The following is a 16,370-nucleotide window of genomic DNA, read 5'->3' as shown; positions in this document are numbered from 1 at the left end:
CATTTCAGCCTTATCCCTTTTTTTATCAGTCTTTCCACGGATATGTCCAATACACTTCTTCTTCAAACCATGTCTGAAGAACCGGCTCGTTATTTTTTATTTTTTCTTCCAGCTCTCTCAGCATGCCTTCCGTTTGGGTGCGGTGCGCTTTTAAGGCATTCATTTTAATATCGGCAACCTCTTTAATATCAAGAATAACATCAGGCTTGCCGACGGCTTCCTCCCTGTTGCGGGTGATTGCCATGCAAAGCGTGCGCGGGCGGTCCTCTTTTTTCTTTCTGTAAAGCGCTCTGATAACCGCTTCGCCGCATGCATCATGATCCGGATGGACGCCGTGCTCCGGATAGAATGTGACAATCAGACTCGGTTTTACATCGTCGATAATCTCTTCCATCATATCAGCGAGCCACTCGTCATCTTCAAATTCAAGTGTTTTATCACGAAGCCCGAGCATTCTCAGGTCAGTAACGTCCATTGCTTTGCATGCGTCGATCAGCTCTTGTTTTCTTAACAGCGGCAGTGTTTCACGGTTCGCGAAAAAAGGATCTCCCATGTTCCGCCCCATTTCGCCAAGCGTTGCGCATGCATACGTAACGGGAATATCTTTTTGTCTGTGTAAAGCAATCAGCCCTGCCACTCCGTATGATTCATCATCAGGGTGAGGCAGGATGACGAGTACATGTTCTTTCATGATTTTCACCCTTTTCTTTAAACTGTAAACGGCTTTTCGCTGATTTGAAGCGAAATCGCCAATTTTCCGCCCGGCAGATGCCCTGCCATTAACAGACGGTCTTCGTCATCTACTGTATATTCAGTCAGACCTTCTGCGTAAATCCAGCCCTCTTCTGTTTTCAAACCGACGCGGTACGGGCCGTTTCCTTTGATTTTCGCCTGATGGTACGTCACTTTTGCATTGCGTATATAAGCTACAACCGTCATATTTTTCTCATTCAGATGCGCTGAATAAGAACCGGTCGTTGTTTCCAAATGGATATATACAGGACGATCGGCATATCGCTCTAAAGAAGTTTGCACATCTTCTTTTATGATCGCTTTCATAGCTGCTCCCCTCTTTCTTCTTTTAAAAATTGCAAACGCTTCGTATGTAGTTCAACCAATTCATATTTCTCAATCGGCCGCAGCCGGGAATCTACAATTCGCTGCACCGCCAGAGCAAACTTTTCCTCGGGTGACTTCCGGAGCCTCGGATGTGTTCTTTGATCAAGCAGTTCAAGATCAATTGCCTTCTCCGCTTCTTCAAGAGTTGAAGCCGGGAGAGTGCGGTTATTCCACAGTGCCTGATAGGCTTTTGCTATGTCTTTATCAGTGCCCATTGTACAGCTCCTTTACATACTCGTAATGATTATACATAATTTAAGCTATCGCTGGAAAGCGAAAGGCTTAGCGGCTTTTTATCGGCCGCTTCCATTTTATCTGTGAAAAGGTAAACAAAAGCAATGCTGCCCATATACAAATGAAGGTAAACGCTTTTTGCCCGGAAAACGGTTCATGATACACAAATACGCCGAGCATAAGGGTAATGGTCGGCGCTATATATTGCAAAATGCCGACTTGATACAGCGGCAGACGCTTTGCCCCCTCTGCAAACAGCAACAGCGGCAGGGCCGTAAATACGCCTGCGAAAAATAGGAGCGCCCATGTTCCTGCCCCCAAGGACCCGGAAGTGCTCCCGTCAGCTGTATATCCTAAATAAATAAGTGCAGCCGGGGTAATCAAAAGCGTCTCCAGCGTCAGTCCGATCGTGCTGGACATGCGGGTTCTTTTTTTACATAAGCCGTACAGGCCGAAGCTGAATGCAAGCAGCAATGCGATATAAGGAACCGCGCCATATTGAAACGCAGATATGATCACGGCCGCCCCGGCAATAGAAACGGCTGCTGTTTGCATCTTGTTAAGCTTTTCTTTTAAGAATAGGATGCCCAAAAGAACGGAAACGAGCGGATTAATGTAGTACCCGAGACTTGCTTCAAGCAAAAAGCCGTGATTGACGGCCCATATGTACACAAACCAATTAACGGAAATTAAAACGGAAGCGAAAAAAAGCGCCAGCAGGCCCCCTTCCGATTTCAAAAGACGCAGTTCACGCCATCCGGTTTTCCACTTCTTAAGCACAGTTAAAAGCACACACATGAAAACAAATGACCATAAAATCCGGTGAGCTAAAATATCCAATGCGGGTATTTGTTCAAGAAGTTTCCAATAGACCGGAAACAGCCCCCACATGACGAAAGAACAAGCGGTATAAATGATTCCTTTTCTTGCGTTATTCCCTTGCACGGCTTTCCCCTTCCTTTCTGTAAACAGATTATATTATATCACGGGAAGCTTCCGGCGGGCATATACTATGTTGTCCGTTAAGAAAGGGTGAGATGCCGTGTTTGATTGGAACAGATATTTTCCCTTCCAAAATCAGTTCTCTAAAGAAACGTTTAAAAATGCTGATCCGAAAGATGTCGAGACATATGTCAACCGAGTGATGGAAAGCGTATTCGGCGCCGGTTATGCCGGACAGTTCCCTTTTCGCGACCCAATGTCCAAAAAGGCCGATCCGGTCGAAGCGGAGCCGCCCAAGCCGGAAATTGACCTTTTTGAAACATCCGATCATGTTTTTGCGAAAATTCCCGCAGAACAAGAGGAACTCGACCGTATCAGGATTAAGCATACGTCACACAGCCTCGTTGTAGAGAACAGCAGTCTGGGAGAAGGAAAAAAAGAAATCGTCCTTCCGAGCCTCGTCAAACGGAAAGGAACAAAAGCAGTCTATAAAGACGGGATGATTGAAGTTATGTTTTCAAAACAGGAAGACTACAATCTATCGGAAGTGGAGATTTTAAGATAAAAAAACGGCCCGCGCGATGCAGGCCGTTTTTTCTTTAATAAAATGGCGGATAACCGCCGGCTCCCGGCCCGAAACCGCCGTATGGGACGCCTCCGTATCCGTAACCGGCGAACCCGTACGGATAGCGGGGTCTTGTAAAGCCTGTGGCAATCACGCCTCCGAGAAGACCGCCTAAAAATCCGCCGAATAAAGGAGCGCCGAACAAAAAAGGACTTCTCGCCGGAAATCCGGCAGGACCGAAATTCCCGCGATACAATGCATGACGAGGGTACATGTTTTTCCTCCTTTATGTCTGCCTATTCTTAAGCGTATTCATAAAATGAGGAAATTGATTGGGCGATTGTAACAACATGTGCCTCTCTGTGATATTGCATTAATGTATAAATATTTTGGTTATAATTTGATTACATTTTGATTAACTGTTATACTTTTTTACAAGTTGCGACATGATAAAAAACCATCAGGGGGAATAAAATATGCCATTACTTCGTTTTGACGTTATTGAAGGCCGGGATGACGCAGCATTAAAAAAATTACTGGATACCGCCCATTACGCCATGGTTAAAGCTTTTGACGTCCCTGTAACGGACCGTTATCAGATCGTTCACCAGCATCGGCCTCATGAGCTTATCATTGAAGATACCGGGCTCGGTTTCAAAAGAAGCAAAGATCTTGTCATCATCAGCATTGTCAGCAAAGCGCGCACCGAACATCAAAAAGAATCGTTATATCAACTGATGGCTGATCAGCTTAAAACAGAATGCGGCATATCACCCGAGGACATCATGATTTCCATTACAGAAAACGGGAACGCCGATTGGAGCTTCGGGCTTGGTGAGGCTCAGTTTTTAACCGGGAAACTGTAAAAGGCCTCCCCGCTTGTTCTGAATGATTGCAAACTGAATAAAAGAGGGATGTATGTTGGTTAGTGAGTTGTACCCTTGTTTGATATGCGGATTTAAAGGATTAGAGACAAGTCCCGTTTATAACGGCGAATATCAAAAAACATTTGATATTTGCCCCTGCTGCGGGTTTGAATTCGGCTACAGCGAGGACCATGAAATAAGCTTAGGGTTTATTGTAACGCCTGATCATTTAATTGAAGCGGCATTTCAGTTATACCGGAAACAGTGGATTGAGGGAGGAATGAAACTATTTTCTCCAAATGATGTCCCGGCGGAATGTAAAAATGATCATTTCCTTACATTCGATGCTTTATTAAAGCAATTAAAAGGCTTGAACCTCAATCTGAACAATTTTGATATTAATGGTTTTTATGAAGAGTAAACATGATCATTAAGAAAAGGCTGCCTTGGGCAGCCTTTGTTATTCATCACATGTGTCGTTGGCAGATCCCCCGGGCTCGCAAAAACTGTCTGCCCATTTTTGCATTTCCTGAAAAACGGCTTGCAGGGCCAAGCCTTTATCAGTCAGTTTATAAATGACTTTGACAGGTGTTTCAGGCAGCACCTGACGCTCGACGATTTCATTTTGTTCCAGCTCTTTGAGCCGCTCCGCGAGCATTTTTTGGCTGATTGTCGGTATCGTTTCGGTCATATCTTTAAATCGTTTCGGCCCGTCCATCAGTACATGGATAATGAGGCCGTTCCAGCGCTTTCCCAAAAGAGAAAAAGCGGATTCCATTTTAGGACACATTGTATATCCCACGTGAGTTCATCCCTTCATCTATGAATTGACAAGTTTTTTGTGATCCATTAAAATTAGTTTTCGAGTTACATTTAGTAAGCTTCTAACTTTTCTATTATGATAACACGTTTATCCGAAGGAGGAAACATGATGACATCCGTATTAGACGTTTTAAAGGAACGCGCATCTGTTAAAGAATACGATAAAGACGCGGTCATTACAAAAGAGGAATTAACAGAACTCCTTGAAATCACAACGCAAGCGCCTTCCGCCTGGAACCTTCAGCATTGGCATTTTCAAGTCTTTCACAGTGATGAAGCAAAAGCTGCCCTGCTTCCGGTTGCTTTTAATCAAAAACAGATTATTGATTCATCAGCAGTTATTGCCGTATTAGGCGATTTAAAAGCAAATGAAAATGGTGAAGACGTTTATGCTGAACTGGCTGAGCAAGGCAATATCACAGAAGAGATTAAACAAACGCTTTTAGGCCAGATTAACGGTGCATACCAAAATGATCAGTTTGCCCGTGATTCAGCATTTTTAAACGCTTCTTTAGCAGCGATGCAGCTGATGCTTGCCGCTAAAGCAAAAGGCTACGACACTTGCGCGATCGGCGGATTCAATAAAGAGCAATTCGTTAAGGAATTCGACGTGAGCGAGCGTTTCGTGCCCGTCATGCTGATTTCAATCGGTAAAGCCGTTAAGCCGGCGCATAAAAGCAACCGGCTGCCTGTATCTAAAGTGTCAACTTGGCTGTAAGATGAAAGAAACCCTTAGTCCGCTTAAGCAGACTAAGGGTTTTTTATAGGAATCGCTCACTGTACCAGGTTCTTGCCTGCTCTGCTTCCTGCTGTGTGAGCTGATGACCGCCCTCCTGCCAAACAAGAGAAACGGATGCATGAGCAGCTGTCAGATACTGATAAAGCTCCTCCGATTCTTCTTTTGTACATAGGGGATCGCGTTTTCCCGCACCGATAAACACAGGCAGCCCTTCCATATCAGGCAGCTTCACTCCGCGTATCGGCACCATCGGATGATGCAGAACAGCTCCTTTCAGTACATCTTTATAATGAAACAAAAGACTTGCTGCAATATTGGCGCCGTTTGAATAGCCGGCAGCAATCACGTTTTCTCTGCTGAATCCGTACATTTGCGCCGCTTCATCAATAAAATTCTTTAATTCTTCCGTCCGTTCAATTAAATCTTTCTCGTCAAATACGCCTTCTTTCAGCCGCTTAAAAAAACGGGGCATGCCGTTTTCCGACACTGATCCTCTGACCCCGAGCAAACTTGCTTTCGGATCGATAAAACGTCCGAGCGACAGAAGATCATGTTCATTTCCTCCCGTTCCGTGCAAAAGCAGCAGAACATTTTCTGACGTTCCCTGTTCAAACACATGTTTCATCATCATTCTCCTTTCTCCATTTTGGGCAAAACAGCTGTAATCTGGCTGCGATGCTCTTCCAGCCATTCCGGAAGCTTCAGCTCTGTTCCGAGATTTTCAAAGGATTCATCCGTCATAAAGCCCGGTTCATCGGTTGCCATTTCAAATAAAATGCCGCCGCTTTCCCTGAAATAGATTGAAGTAAAGTAAGACCTGTCAAGAATGTCAGATGAAGCAAGATGAGAATCAGCAAGAATATCCTTCCATTCCGCCTGCTCTTTTTCGCTAGTGCGGAATGCGACATGATGAACCGTCCCGTAACCGCCGATACCTGCTTCTTTCGGTGCGAGATCAACATCTATAATATGTCCGATCCGCGCCTCCGATTGCAGCCTGACAATCTGATGTTCTTCTCCTGTCTTTGAATAACCGAAGCGTTCTATGAGAAATTGAATGGTTGCTTCAGGACGGTACGAGTACAGAAGAACACCTCTCATGCCTGTGATCGCTTCTTTTTCAGTAATGCCCGCAGGAGTCCATTCACTCTGTCCGCTTCTTTCATCTTCCATTATGGCAAGCGGCAGGTCTTCTGTATCATTAAAGAGAAGCACTTGTTCAGACAGCATGATCTGTTCTTTTACAGACAAGCCGTTTTCTTCAAGCCGGCGCTTCCAAAACGCGAGTGCTCCTTTCGGCACGGAGAAATAAATTCTTCCGGCCTGCCCTTTTCCCACGGTTCCCGGGCGGCTTCCCTGAAAAGGAAAAAATGTAATGATCGTACCCGGCTCTCCGTTTTGGTTGCCGAAATAAAAGTGATAAGTGGCCGGGTCGTCAAAATTAACGGTTTTTTTAACGAGCCGCAAACCCAGCACTTCAGTATAAAACCGAAGATTTTCAGCAGGATCTTTTGCAAATGCGGTAACATGGTGCAATCCCTGTGTATTCAATGTATTCACTCCTAAATATCTTGATTTCGAGATATTAACTATTCTAATTTAATATGAATGAAGATGCAACTAAAGTGTTTCGGTTAAAAAAGTAATAGAATTCTTTTTTTTCTGAAAAATATCTTGTGATCTTATCTGACACCTGCTATGATAAGGAGCATTATCAAGTTTCAGGAGGAAAGTAAATGGTCAGAAAAGCACTAATTTTCGTTCTCATCTTAATCCCTTTCAGCCAGCTGGCCCTGCTGTCAGTCGCTAATCGGGTTCATCCGATCATTATCGGGCTGCCTTTTTTTCATTTCTGGCTGCTTTTATGGATCGCAGTCACTCCATTATGTTCGTTTCTTATTTATAGGCTGCAGAAGAAACAAGGAGGACTGGACTGATGCCCGCAAATATAACAGCATTGATCATTACAGCCGTCATCGTTTTAACCGTTGTCTGTATCGGCTTTATAGCCGGGAGAGACAAATCATCACGCACTTCTGTTGAGGAATGGTCTGTCGGCGGCAGACGGTTCGGGGGGCTCCTCGTCTGGTTTTTAGTCGGCGCGGATCTCTATACGGCTTATACGTTTTTAGGCTTAACAAGCACTGCCTACACAGGGGGAAGCGTTGCTTTTTTTGCCATTCCGTATTCTGTTTTGGCGTATTTTATCGCTTATTTCTTTCTGCCGAAGTTGTGGAAAGTGGCAAAAATACACAAATTAACGACGCTTGCCGATTATGCCCGTGAGCGTTTTGACAGTAAACTTTTGGCCAGTCTTGTCGCCATTATCGGCGTTCTTATGCTCATTCCTTATATTTGTCTCCAGCTGAGCGGAATTCAAGATACGCTTCAGGTGGCCGGAACGGGTGTCATTAATGTCAATATGGTCGTCATCATCTCTTTTATTCTTGTAGCGCTGTATACTTTTTTCAGCGGAATTAAAGGGCCGACGTTTACGGCGATTATTAAAGACATTCTCGTGTGGGTGATTATGCTGTTTATGGTCGTGTCACTCCCGCTGATCCATTTTCACGGCTGGACGCCGATGATTCACACTTTGGCTGAAAAAGCGCCGCAAATGCTGACGATTCCGGACTCGGGGCCGAAAGGAATTCCTTGGTTTATCACAGCTTCCATCGTATCTGCGCTGGCGCTCTTTATGTGGGCGCATGCGGCAACCGGCGTATTTACGGCAAAAAGCGCAGATGCCGTCCGCAAAAACAGCATGTTTCTGCCGCTTTATAATATTGTTTTGATTCTTGTTATTTTTCTCGGCTTTATCGCGTTTCTTGTCCTGCCGGAAGATACCAATCCGCGGCTTGCTTTATTGAAGCTGATTCAAACGTCTTACGGCGGAGTCGCGCAGGGCTTTGCTTACTCCACGATTGCCCTTGCGTCATTGATTCCCTGCTCTATCATGGCCATCGGAGCATCAAACTTATTTGCGAATAACTTATATCGGGATTTGATTCACCCGAATGTGTCACCAAGCAAGCTGACGATGATCACCCGTTCAATGGTATTTGTCGTCATCGGACTCGCGCTTTTATTCGGCATGCTGTTCCCGACTGCGCTCGTTACCCTTCAGCTTCTCGGTGTTTCCGGCATGGTTCAGATCTTTCCGGCTATCGCCGTCAGTCTGTTTTGGAAGAATCAAACGAAAGAAGCGACAATTATCGGTCTTCTCGTCGGTCTTATCGTGACATTCACGGTAAATATCACCCAATCCGCCCACGGTATATATGAAGGGTTTTGGGGTTTGACCGCTAACATGGCAGCCGTTATTATCCTTAACCCGTTTTTTGTAAAAAAAGCGGCTTCAAACGCCGTCAAAGACGGTTTATTCAATAAAGCGCCTTCTGATAAACTGAACCAAAAAGGCGCTTAACAGAAAGAAGCCGGCACGTAAATGTGCCGGTTTTTTACTTTTTTCGCTTCCATTTGTAGGTAGCCACGGTTTTAGCCGGGATGACGGCTTCAAACTGCCGATTTTCTGAAACGACATGGAATTTTTGATCGGCGGATGTCTGGTTGATTATGACTGTCACAATGGATTGATCAGGATTAAGGAACGATACATTCGAGACTGTGTTTTTGGAGCCGTAATTACTTTCTATCCGCTTTGCTCCCCGGTCGATAAATTTTGAAAAGTTGCCTGTCATATGAAAGATCGGGATATTCCAATAGCGGTCAGGGTTTTTGGCATCCTGAATAAACAGCGTCGGGTCCGGGGTGCCTATCCAATGATGCGTCTTGATTTGACTGTCGAGCATCGTCACCCACGCATTGTAGCTCGACGCGCCGTTGCGGAAATACTGCGCGATCCGGTCCGCCCCTGCCGTCCCCCAGACAGACCGCTCCGTTAAGTGAATAGATTGATCAGGATATCTCTTTCCGATTTCCGACATGACGGAAAGGTCACCGTCATAATCGTGAAAAGCGATGCCGTCTGCCGCCCGGTTTCCTTTTTTATCATCTAAAATCGGCGGAATATAGTTCCACGCCCCGCTCGCATTGTGATCATAAATCCAAATTTTCGTGTCAATTACGTGTTTTTTCATTTCTTTTTTTAAGGCCAGTGCCAGTTTGCGCTGCTGAGACGGCGGCATATACATGCTCGGATAGTCGATTTCCAGCAAAGGTTCATTTTGAAGGGTCAGCGCATAAATCGGAATTCCTTGCTTTTCGTACGCCTCAATAAATTTGCGGAAGTAAACGGCCAGTGTGCCGATATATTTATCTTTCAGCTTTCCCCGCTTGAGGTTTTCATTCGTTTTCATCCAAGCCGGCGGGCTCCACGGTGAGGCAATGATTTTTAGTTCCGGATTTATCGCCAGCGCTTCCTTGATGGTTGCTGTAATGTGTAAATCAATATCCTTTTGGATCGAGAAATGACGGAGCTTAGGATCTGTTTGGCCTTCAGGCATATCGTCATACGTATAAAATTCCTGTGCTGTAAAATCAGATGTCCCGATCGTTATGCGCATAACGTCCATTCCGATACCATCTTTGGGATCAACGAGTTTTTTCAGCACTTCTTTTCTTTTTGCGGGTGTCATTTTTGATAAATTATGGATTGTGGATTCTTCCAGGGACGATCCTACGCCTAACACACTTTGATAGCGGCGCGACGGATCAATATACACAGCGGCGGAGTCAGAAGCCTTCTTTTTTGTCAATGTAAGCGGTGTTTGTTCGTCTAAGGCGTATTTCACTTCCAGCGGCCCGTCATACCACGTACGGGAAGCCGGATCTTTTTCAGAACTGAACCACACCCTTACTTTGTTTTTGTCTGAAGCCTTCCGATCAGCTGCATACACTTCGGTTTCCATGCTGCTTGATATGAAAAAGAAAAACATAAGAAAAACCAGCGTTATGTGCAGACCTTTTTTAAAAAACATGAACCACCATCCCTTTCCTTATTTTTATAAGCGATTCTAATTGAATAGCCGGACAGTCACCTCCTTCCCGCTTGAATGAATGCGCTTTCAAAATTACTGATAAAAAGCCGGCTTCACACAACGGTGAAGCCTTCCCTTTTTACACCTTTAAGATACATATGAACCGTTTGTTTCAATCACTTTTTTATACCATTCAAATGAGTCTTTCTTAAGCCGCCTCATTGAACCGTTGCCTTCATTATCCCGATCAACATAAATCATGCCGTAGCGTTTTTTCATTTCTCCGGTTGTAAATGACACGATATCAATAATTCCCCATGGTGTATAGCCCATTACATCCACACCATCATATGTGATTGCTTTTTTCAAAGCATTTATATGTGACGATAAATATTCAATTCTTGAAGTGTCATGAATTGAACCGTCCTCTTCTAATGTGTCGATGGCGCCGAATCCGTTTTCCACGATAAATAATGGAATCTGGTAGCGGTCGTATAAGCGGTTTAATGTGTACCGTAAACCGGTCGGGTCAATCGCCCAGCCCCAATCACTCGCTGTAATATAAGGATTTTCCACGCTGTTTGGCAATCCTCCGTTTACGACATCCCCGGTATTATCGTTTGATACATCACTTTTTACGGTTGCAGACATGTAATAGCTGAATCCGAGGTAGTCCACTCGGCCGTTTTTCAAAATCTCTTCATCACCGTCTTCAAAGTGTATCTGATAACCTTCTCTTTCAAATTCTTTTAACGCATAGCTTGGATAATATCCGCGAACCTGCACGTCCGGGAAGAAAAAACGCTGTCTCATCGTTTCTTCAGCCAGCATCACATCGTCGGGGTGAGATGAGTACGGGTAAATCGGAACATGTGATACCATCGCGCCGATCCTGAACTCGGGATTGATGTCTCTTCCCTTCGAAACAGCCAATGCGCTTGCCAGCAGTTCGTGATGGCCGGCCTGATACATGACTTCTTTTGCGTTTTCGTTTTCTTTGACGGCGACGCCCGAGTTCGTCCATAAAAAGATCGGATTATTCACATCCATCTTATTATTGATTTCGTTAAACGTCATCCAATACTTCACCTTATGTTTATAGCGTTCAAAACACACTTCAGCGAATTTTACAAAAAATCCGACTGTTTTTCTGTTTCTGAAACCGCCGTATTCTCTCGCCAAATGCAGCGGCATCTCAAAATGTGACAGCGTGATTACCGGTTCAATCCCATGTTTCAGCAATTCATCAAACACCCGGTCGTAAAAAGCCAATCCTTCCTCATTGGGCTCGGCTTCATCACCTTTAGGAAAAATTCTGCTCCAGCCGATGGACGTTCTTAAACAATTCAGACCCAGCTCGCTGAATAATGCGATGTCCTCTTTATAACGATGATAAAAATCGATCGCTTCATGATTCGGATAAAATTCCCGCTCTTCAATTGTATCTGTTATTTTCCGGGGCACACCATGCGCGCCTGCCGTCATGACGTCCACTACACTCGGTCCCTTGCCGCCTTTATTCCATCCCCCTTCAAATTGGTGGGCGGCCAGAGCGCCTCCCCATAAAAAATCTTTTGGCAATGTCCCCATCGTTTATATCCTCCTTTATTTGACTGCCGCTTGCATGCCGAATAAATGCACTGCAGCCGCTTCAAGCATCCGCTTCGCAAGTGCAGAAGAATGCCTGCCTTTATTTTCATATTATACGTTTTCATTATAATTGTACCGGTATAATTTATCAATACATAAACAATTATAGTTAATTTACGAAATGGCTTTTAAAAACGATTATGCTATAATTCTGAAAGAAGCGGGACAATAAATGAATGAGGAATGTATATGTTAAAATACCAGCAAATCGCGATAGATATTGAAAAATACATAGAAGAACATCAGCTGCAGCAAGGGGATAAACTGCCTGTGCTGCAAACCTTAATGAGCCGGTTTAACGTGAGCAAAAGCACGATCACCAAGTCCTTAGATTTATTAGAAAAAAAGGGGATTGTGTTTCAAGTGAGGGGAAGCGGCATTTTTGTCAGACGGAATAAAAGAAAAGGGTATATCAGTCTGCTTTCTAATCAGGGATTTAAAGAATCACTTGAAGATTTTAATGTCACTTCCAAATTATTAGCGCTGGAAGTGAGAAAACCCACGCCTGAGGCTGCCCAAAATCTGAATATGCCGCCTGACGGCGACGTGTATTATGTCAAGCGAATCCGATATATTGACGGGCTGACATTGTGTATCGAAGAGTCATTTTACAACAAATCGATTATTACGTATTTGAATAAAGAGATCGTGGCAGAATCAATATTTGATTATATTCGAGAAGGTCTCGGGTTAAAGCGCGGTTTTTCAGATTTATATCTGTACGCGGGGATGTTAAATGAGGAAGAAGCGGAGTACTTAGGTCTATTTACAGGAGCGCCTAAGCTATGCGTTGAAACGATTTTTCATTTAACCAACGGCCAGCCGTTTGACTTCTCAAAAGTCACCTATCACTATGAGCAATCACAGTTTTTCATTCAGGCGAACAGCCACCTTTTTGAACAGGAAACGACATAAGACGGGCTTTTCGCAAACAGAAAACACCCAATGCGCGAGCGACGCATCGGGTGTTTTTTACTATTTTATATTCTTATTTAATGTTTCAACGGCTTTTTTCATTTGTGTATCGTTGTCCGCAAGCTGTTTTTGCAGATCCGTCATCAATTTTGCCGTTGTGTCTCCCGTTATAATGCCTGTTTGTTTCAGTTTCTCTTTTGCTTGGAATTGTTTAACGGCTTGTTCAAATGCTTTATCATACGTGCCGTTTACTTTCACGCTGTACCCCAGCGCTTTCAGCATTTTTTGCGCATTGGTGACGGTGGTTCCGGAATCCCCGTATTTGTATGTTTTTTTCGCATCTAAATACGGCAGGTTCGCATATTCAGGAAGCTTAACCTGATATTGCGGTTTGATGCCTTTTTTATGAATCCACTCTCCGTCCGCTGTCAGCCATTTAGCGATTGTCAGTTTAACGGTAGAACCGTCGCTGTAATCTTTTGCCGTCTGCACGGTTCCTTTTCCGAACGTTTTCTCGCCGATCAGCGGAATGCCCGATGATTCATGCAGCGCAGCCGACATGATTTCCGCGGCGCTCGCGGTGCCGTCATTGACGAGGACGACTGTCGGTTTTGTCACTTTGCGCTCTTTCGTCGCTTTCATGACCTCTTTCGTGCCGTCTTTGTATTCGACCTGCATGATATTTTTCCCTTTATCGATAAACATGTTGCTCATTTTGATGGCTTCATCCATCAGTCCGCCCGGGTTGCCCCTTAAATCGAGAATGTATCCTTTCGCTCCTTGTTTTTCGAGGCTGTCAATGGCTGAATTCAGCTCTTTTGCCGTCGATTCGGAGAAGGATGTGATTTGGATTTCGCCGATGTCTCCTTTTTTCATTTCAGAGTACACCGTTTCAACCGGGATGGTGTCACGTTTGATCGACAGGTTCAGATCGCCGACACCCGCTCTGTGCAGCACAAGCTTGACGTTTGTTCCCTTTTTGCCGCGGATTAATGCGACGGCTTCGTTTACATTAAGGCCTTTAACGCTTTTGCCGTTGACCTTCAAGATCTGGTCATTCGGTTTAACCCCCGCTTTTTCCGCGGGTGACCCTTTAATCGGCGATACGATCAGGATACTGCCGTCCTTTTCTTCCACTTGTGCGCCGATGCCTTCAAACGAAGCGGAAATGGTTTCTTCAAAAGACTTTCCTTCCTGCGGGTCCATATAAGAAGAATATGGATCATCCAGGGAACTGATCATGCCTTTTATCGCTCCGTCTACTAATTTGCTGTCATCTGTTTTTTGATAGTAATCACTTTTAATCTGCTCGTAGGCTTTATTGAATTTCTCAAATTTGCTGTTCGTCAAAGCAGCCGAGCCTTGTCCGAAAATGGTCGTATTGCCCGTGATAAACAGCGTAAGCGCCGAGGCTGCGACCGCAGTGATCAATATAATAAAAAACAGTTTAAATTGCCGCTTCAAGAAAACACCACCTTTTTATTCTTACATTATTATCATAGACGAACGCTCATTCGTCAACTTCAAACGTGAGGCGCCCTTCTTTCCCGTTTACCCAAACCTATGCTTTTCTCTCAACATATGCTGAGGAAAAAAGGAGGATTCGGCCTTTGAGCAAATATTTAGAAATGCTGTCCTTATTCGGAGTCGGAGGGGCTCACCCCGGCGGGCTCGCTTTTTCCAAAGCCGTTCTCACAAAAGCGGCTCCTCCTCCTGGCGAACCGATTCTTGACGCCGGCTGCGGAACGGGACAGACGGCCGCTTATCTCGGCCACCTGCTGTACCCCGTCACCTGTGTTGATAAGGATCCCCTTATGCTTGAAAAAGCAGCAAAACGATTTGCCGCTGAAGGCTTAACCATTCCGGGCTATTTGGCGGAGCTTGAGCGGCTTCCGTTTGCTGAAAATCAATTTTCCGCCGTTCTTTCCGAATCAGTTCTCACCTTTTCAAATCTTGATTCATCGCTGTCTGAAATCCTGCGGGTCCTTAAACCCGGGGGTATGCTGATCGGCATTGAAGCTGCTTTACAAAAGCCCATGCCGGAAAACGCCATCACGCAGATAAAAGACTTCTACGGTTTTACCGTATTGCAGGATGAAACGGCATGGAAACAGAGATTGTTTCAGCAAGGCTTTCAGAACGCGGATTTCATTCCCGCTGTCTATGAAAACAATGCGCAGGAGCCGACTACAGAAATGGATTTATCGCCCGTTATTCAGCCGGTTCACTACGATACGCTGACGGCTCATTACGAGCTTATGCAAACGTACCGTGAATATATGGGACACTGCGCTTTTGTCGCTTACAAGTAAAACGGCGATTGTCCTCCTGTTTTCGTCCAACCTTTTTACCGCACTCTATCATAAGCTGACATAGAAAGATAGGTTGGATAGGAGGAGAAAAGATGCAAAACTATTATCATCTTTGCCGGCAGCACCAGGGAAAAGTAGCAAGAATTACAGAACGAAACGGCAGAGTCCACGTCGGAAGAATCGTACGGGTGACTAACAGCAAAGTGTATATCGCCCCTGTCGGCGGCCGTCACAGAGGATACGGGTTCGGCTATTGGGGAGGCTGGGGAGGCTGGGGAGCAGCCTACGGTATCGGCCTTGGTTTCATTACCGGATTTGCGCTTGGAGGTTTACTCTTCTGGTAATAAAGAAAGCCCGCTTTCTATTTTTCAAGCGGGCTTCTTCTTATTACACTTTCTTTACTTCATTAAAATATTCTTCAAGCGTTAATTGATGGTCATGGATGGCTTTTGCCGCTTTTTTGCCTACATAGCGTAAATGCCATGGTTCATACTCATACTTTGTGACATTTTCTTTGCCTTTAGGATAGCGGATGATAAAGCCGTATTCATACGCATGGTCTTTCACCCATTTGCCGTCCGCCGTGTTTCCGAACGCTTCATTCAGCTCATATCCGTTGCTTTTGCTGGAAATGTCCATGGCAAGCCCCGTCTGGTGTTCGCTTTGCCCTGGATATGCGACGGCTTCTTTCGCCTTTTTTTCACCTTTCAGACTGACTTCATTATCGAAAATAACTTTCTGTCTGTCATAAGAGCGGTATCCTGAAACGGCAACCAGGTCATAACCTTCTTTTTTCCCGGCGCTGAATAGTTTCGCCAAAGCATCGGCGGCAGGTTTGCGGATATATCGTTTCTCGATTTTCTCAGTAAAAGAAAATTCGACTTTCGGGATCACGAGATCATTCGGTTTATAATCTCCCGGCAGCGTGTATGTCTTATTCACGAGCGCAAGTGTATTTGTCGGGTTTTGAATGGTCTCAAGCCCGTTCACTTCTTTAATATCATTAAAATATTTGCTCTCCAATACAAAATCGCTGTTTTCTGCCTTCGTTGTTTTTTTGCTTGATGTGTCATCTGATTGTTTTGTTTCAGCTGCTGTTTTTGTGTCCTTGTGGCTGTCGCCGCCTGAAATGCTGCAGCCGGTTCCCACGATTGCGGTTACGCTGAGAGCGGCAGCGAGCGAGAACCATTTAGTGGATTTCTTCATTTTACACTTACCTTTCTTTTTTTGAATCAGGGCGATGCATAAAGAAGAGGGCTGCTTTAA

At 44.8% G+C, this 16,370-nt stretch carries 21 protein-coding genes; 9 read left to right on the top strand and 12 right to left on the bottom strand.

The annotated features are described in order from the left end of the window. Positions 1-25: 25 nt before the first annotated feature. The 4 genes from bshB2 to rarD form a co-directional block, all read right to left on the bottom strand. A complete protein-coding gene (gene bshB2, locus AC3WTF_RS03615; protein WP_007407961.1) occupies positions 26-691 on the bottom strand; it encodes a bacillithiol biosynthesis deacetylase BshB2 in 666 nt (221 codons plus the stop codon). A gap of 17 nt (positions 692-708) precedes the next feature. Next, complete coding sequence (locus tag AC3WTF_RS03610; RefSeq protein ID WP_007611980.1) at positions 709-1,059, bottom strand: YojF family protein; 351 nt, start codon at positions 1,057-1,059, stop codon at positions 709-711. Continuing rightward, complete coding sequence (gene yoyC, locus AC3WTF_RS03605) at positions 1,056-1,334, bottom strand: protein YoyC (protein WP_003153742.1); 279 nt, start codon at positions 1,332-1,334, stop codon at positions 1,056-1,058. Before yoyC ends, AC3WTF_RS03610 begins: the two co-directional genes overlap by 4 nt. 67 nt (positions 1,335-1,401) lie before the next feature. After that, entirely contained in the window at positions 1,402-2,298 is an 897-nt protein-coding gene (rarD, locus tag AC3WTF_RS03600; protein WP_007407959.1) for an EamA family transporter RarD, read from the bottom strand. Between the two features lie 97 nt (positions 2,299-2,395). Between rarD and AC3WTF_RS03595 the strand changes: the two genes are divergently transcribed. Then, entirely contained in the window at positions 2,396-2,860 is a 465-nt protein-coding gene (locus AC3WTF_RS03595) for a hypothetical protein (RefSeq protein WP_003153738.1), read from the top strand. Between the two features lie 34 nt (positions 2,861-2,894). Here AC3WTF_RS03595 and AC3WTF_RS03590 read toward each other — a convergent pair whose 3' ends face one another. After that, positions 2,895-3,134: a hypothetical protein gene (locus AC3WTF_RS03590; RefSeq protein WP_003153736.1), complete on the bottom strand. Its 240-nt coding sequence runs from the start codon at positions 3,132-3,134 to the stop codon at positions 2,895-2,897. Positions 3,135-3,336: 202 nt separating this feature from the next. Between AC3WTF_RS03590 and AC3WTF_RS03585 the strand changes: the two genes are divergently transcribed. Both AC3WTF_RS03585 and AC3WTF_RS03580 read left to right on the top strand, forming a co-directional pair. Beyond that, entirely contained in the window at positions 3,337-3,726 is a 390-nt protein-coding gene (locus AC3WTF_RS03585) for a tautomerase family protein (protein WP_007407958.1), read from the top strand. Positions 3,727-3,778: 52 nt separating this feature from the next. Then, positions 3,779-4,147, top strand: a complete 369-nt coding sequence (locus AC3WTF_RS03580; protein ID WP_020954038.1) for a hypothetical protein — start codon at positions 3,779-3,781, stop codon at positions 4,145-4,147. 39 nt (positions 4,148-4,186) lie between these two features. Here AC3WTF_RS03580 and yodB read toward each other — a convergent pair whose 3' ends face one another. After that, positions 4,187-4,528 (bottom strand): transcriptional regulator YodB, encoded by a 342-nt coding sequence (yodB, locus tag AC3WTF_RS03575; RefSeq protein ID WP_012117759.1) that lies wholly within the window; start codon positions 4,526-4,528, stop codon positions 4,187-4,189. 129 nt (positions 4,529-4,657) lie between these two features. On the opposite strand from yodB, the gene AC3WTF_RS03570 reads away from it, so the two are divergent. Continuing rightward, positions 4,658-5,266, top strand: coding sequence for a nitroreductase family protein (locus AC3WTF_RS03570; RefSeq protein WP_003153727.1), 609 nt, complete (start codon positions 4,658-4,660; stop codon positions 5,264-5,266). A 43-nt stretch (positions 5,267-5,309) separates the two neighbouring features. Here the strand turns inward: AC3WTF_RS03570 and AC3WTF_RS03565 are convergent, their stop codons facing one another. Together AC3WTF_RS03565 and AC3WTF_RS03560 are read right to left on the bottom strand one after the other, a co-directional pair. Beyond that, on the bottom strand, positions 5,310-5,912 hold the full coding sequence (locus AC3WTF_RS03565; protein WP_032865122.1) for an alpha/beta hydrolase: 603 nt from the start codon (positions 5,910-5,912) through the stop codon (positions 5,310-5,312). Positions 5,913-5,914: 2 nt separating this feature from the next. Beyond that, a complete protein-coding gene (locus AC3WTF_RS03560; RefSeq protein WP_025284865.1) occupies positions 5,915-6,838 on the bottom strand; it encodes a ring-cleaving dioxygenase in 924 nt (307 codons plus the stop codon). 185 nt (positions 6,839-7,023) lie between these two features. Between AC3WTF_RS03560 and AC3WTF_RS03555 the strand changes: the two genes are divergently transcribed. Beyond that, the gene (locus AC3WTF_RS03555) at positions 7,024-7,224 is read left to right on the top strand and encodes a DUF3311 domain-containing protein (RefSeq protein WP_003153716.1); all 201 of its coding nucleotides are present in this window, start codon (positions 7,024-7,026) and stop codon (positions 7,222-7,224) included. Beyond that, positions 7,224-8,714: a sodium:solute symporter family protein gene (locus AC3WTF_RS03550; RefSeq protein ID WP_042635273.1), complete on the top strand. Its 1,491-nt coding sequence runs from the start codon at positions 7,224-7,226 to the stop codon at positions 8,712-8,714. Before AC3WTF_RS03555 ends, AC3WTF_RS03550 begins: the two co-directional genes overlap by 1 nt. Positions 8,715-8,748: 34 nt before the next feature. Here the strand turns inward: AC3WTF_RS03550 and AC3WTF_RS03545 are convergent, their stop codons facing one another. Both AC3WTF_RS03545 and bglA read right to left on the bottom strand, forming a co-directional pair. Then, complete coding sequence (locus tag AC3WTF_RS03545; RefSeq protein WP_129003403.1) at positions 8,749-10,227, bottom strand: glycoside hydrolase family 30 protein; 1,479 nt, start codon at positions 10,225-10,227, stop codon at positions 8,749-8,751. A 147-nt stretch (positions 10,228-10,374) separates the two neighbouring features. Further along, positions 10,375-11,817, bottom strand: coding sequence for a 6-phospho-beta-glucosidase BglA (gene bglA, locus AC3WTF_RS03540; protein ID WP_047935815.1), 1,443 nt, complete (start codon positions 11,815-11,817; stop codon positions 10,375-10,377). A gap of 249 nt (positions 11,818-12,066) precedes the next feature. Between bglA and AC3WTF_RS03535 the strand changes: the two genes are divergently transcribed. Next, positions 12,067-12,792 carry a GntR family transcriptional regulator gene (locus tag AC3WTF_RS03535; RefSeq protein WP_007407949.1) on the top strand — a complete coding sequence of 242 codons (726 nt, stop codon included), beginning with the start codon at positions 12,067-12,069 and terminating at the stop codon, positions 12,790-12,792. A 60-nt stretch (positions 12,793-12,852) separates the two neighbouring features. Here the strand turns inward: AC3WTF_RS03535 and ctpA are convergent, their stop codons facing one another. Continuing rightward, positions 12,853-14,256, bottom strand: a complete 1,404-nt coding sequence (gene ctpA / locus AC3WTF_RS03530; RefSeq protein WP_047935817.1) for a carboxy-terminal processing protease CtpA — start codon at positions 14,254-14,256, stop codon at positions 12,853-12,855. 146 nt (positions 14,257-14,402) lie between these two features. Between ctpA and AC3WTF_RS03525 the strand changes: the two genes are divergently transcribed. Both AC3WTF_RS03525 and AC3WTF_RS03520 read left to right on the top strand, forming a co-directional pair. Then, entirely contained in the window at positions 14,403-15,104 is a 702-nt protein-coding gene (locus AC3WTF_RS03525) for a class I SAM-dependent methyltransferase (protein WP_047935819.1), read from the top strand. A 92-nt stretch (positions 15,105-15,196) separates the two neighbouring features. Then, a complete protein-coding gene (locus AC3WTF_RS03520; protein ID WP_007407946.1) occupies positions 15,197-15,448 on the top strand; it encodes a hypothetical protein in 252 nt (83 codons plus the stop codon). 43 nt (positions 15,449-15,491) lie between these two features. Here the strand turns inward: AC3WTF_RS03520 and AC3WTF_RS03515 are convergent, their stop codons facing one another. Then, positions 15,492-16,310, bottom strand: coding sequence for a M15 family metallopeptidase (locus tag AC3WTF_RS03515; protein WP_015417648.1), 819 nt, complete (start codon positions 16,308-16,310; stop codon positions 15,492-15,494). Positions 16,311-16,370: the final 60 nt, after the last annotated feature.

It is taken from the genome of Bacillus sp. EB106-06-01-XG163 (assembly GCF_058791615.1).
The sequence above is the reverse complement of the archived record's forward strand: the minus strand, read 5'-3'. Positions and strand labels throughout refer to the sequence as shown.

Excerpts from the sequence above, each read along its gene's own strand:
- bshB2 (WP_007407961.1), bottom strand. The coding sequence starts at position 691 with ATGAAAGAACATGTACTCGTCATCCTGCCTCACCCTGATGATGAATCA.
- AC3WTF_RS03610 (WP_007611980.1), bottom strand. The coding sequence starts at position 1,059 with ATGAAAGCGATCATAAAAGAAGATGTGCAAACTTCTTTAGAGCGATAT.
- yoyC (WP_003153742.1), bottom strand. The coding sequence starts at position 1,334 with ATGGGCACTGATAAAGACATAGCAAAAGCCTATCAGGCACTGTGGAAT.
- AC3WTF_RS03590 (WP_003153736.1), bottom strand. The coding sequence starts at position 3,134 with ATGTACCCTCGTCATGCATTGTATCGCGGGAATTTCGGTCCTGCCGGA.
- AC3WTF_RS03585 (WP_007407958.1), top strand. The coding sequence starts at position 3,337 with ATGCCATTACTTCGTTTTGACGTTATTGAAGGCCGGGATGACGCAGCA.
- AC3WTF_RS03580 (WP_020954038.1), top strand. The coding sequence starts at position 3,779 with ATGTTGGTTAGTGAGTTGTACCCTTGTTTGATATGCGGATTTAAAGGA.
- AC3WTF_RS03570 (WP_003153727.1), top strand. The coding sequence starts at position 4,658 with ATGACATCCGTATTAGACGTTTTAAAGGAACGCGCATCTGTTAAAGAA.
- AC3WTF_RS03565 (WP_032865122.1), bottom strand. The coding sequence starts at position 5,912 with ATGAAACATGTGTTTGAACAGGGAACGTCAGAAAATGTTCTGCTGCTT.
- AC3WTF_RS03555 (WP_003153716.1), top strand. The coding sequence starts at position 7,024 with ATGGTCAGAAAAGCACTAATTTTCGTTCTCATCTTAATCCCTTTCAGC.
- AC3WTF_RS03550 (WP_042635273.1), top strand. The coding sequence starts at position 7,224 with ATGCCCGCAAATATAACAGCATTGATCATTACAGCCGTCATCGTTTTA.
- AC3WTF_RS03545 (WP_129003403.1), bottom strand. The coding sequence starts at position 10,227 with ATGTTTTTTAAAAAAGGTCTGCACATAACGCTGGTTTTTCTTATGTTT.
- bglA (WP_047935815.1), bottom strand. The coding sequence starts at position 11,817 with ATGGGGACATTGCCAAAAGATTTTTTATGGGGAGGCGCTCTGGCCGCC.
- AC3WTF_RS03535 (WP_007407949.1), top strand. The coding sequence starts at position 12,067 with ATGTTAAAATACCAGCAAATCGCGATAGATATTGAAAAATACATAGAA.
- AC3WTF_RS03520 (WP_007407946.1), top strand. The coding sequence starts at position 15,197 with ATGCAAAACTATTATCATCTTTGCCGGCAGCACCAGGGAAAAGTAGCA.
- AC3WTF_RS03515 (WP_015417648.1), bottom strand. The coding sequence starts at position 16,310 with ATGAAGAAATCCACTAAATGGTTCTCGCTCGCTGCCGCTCTCAGCGTA.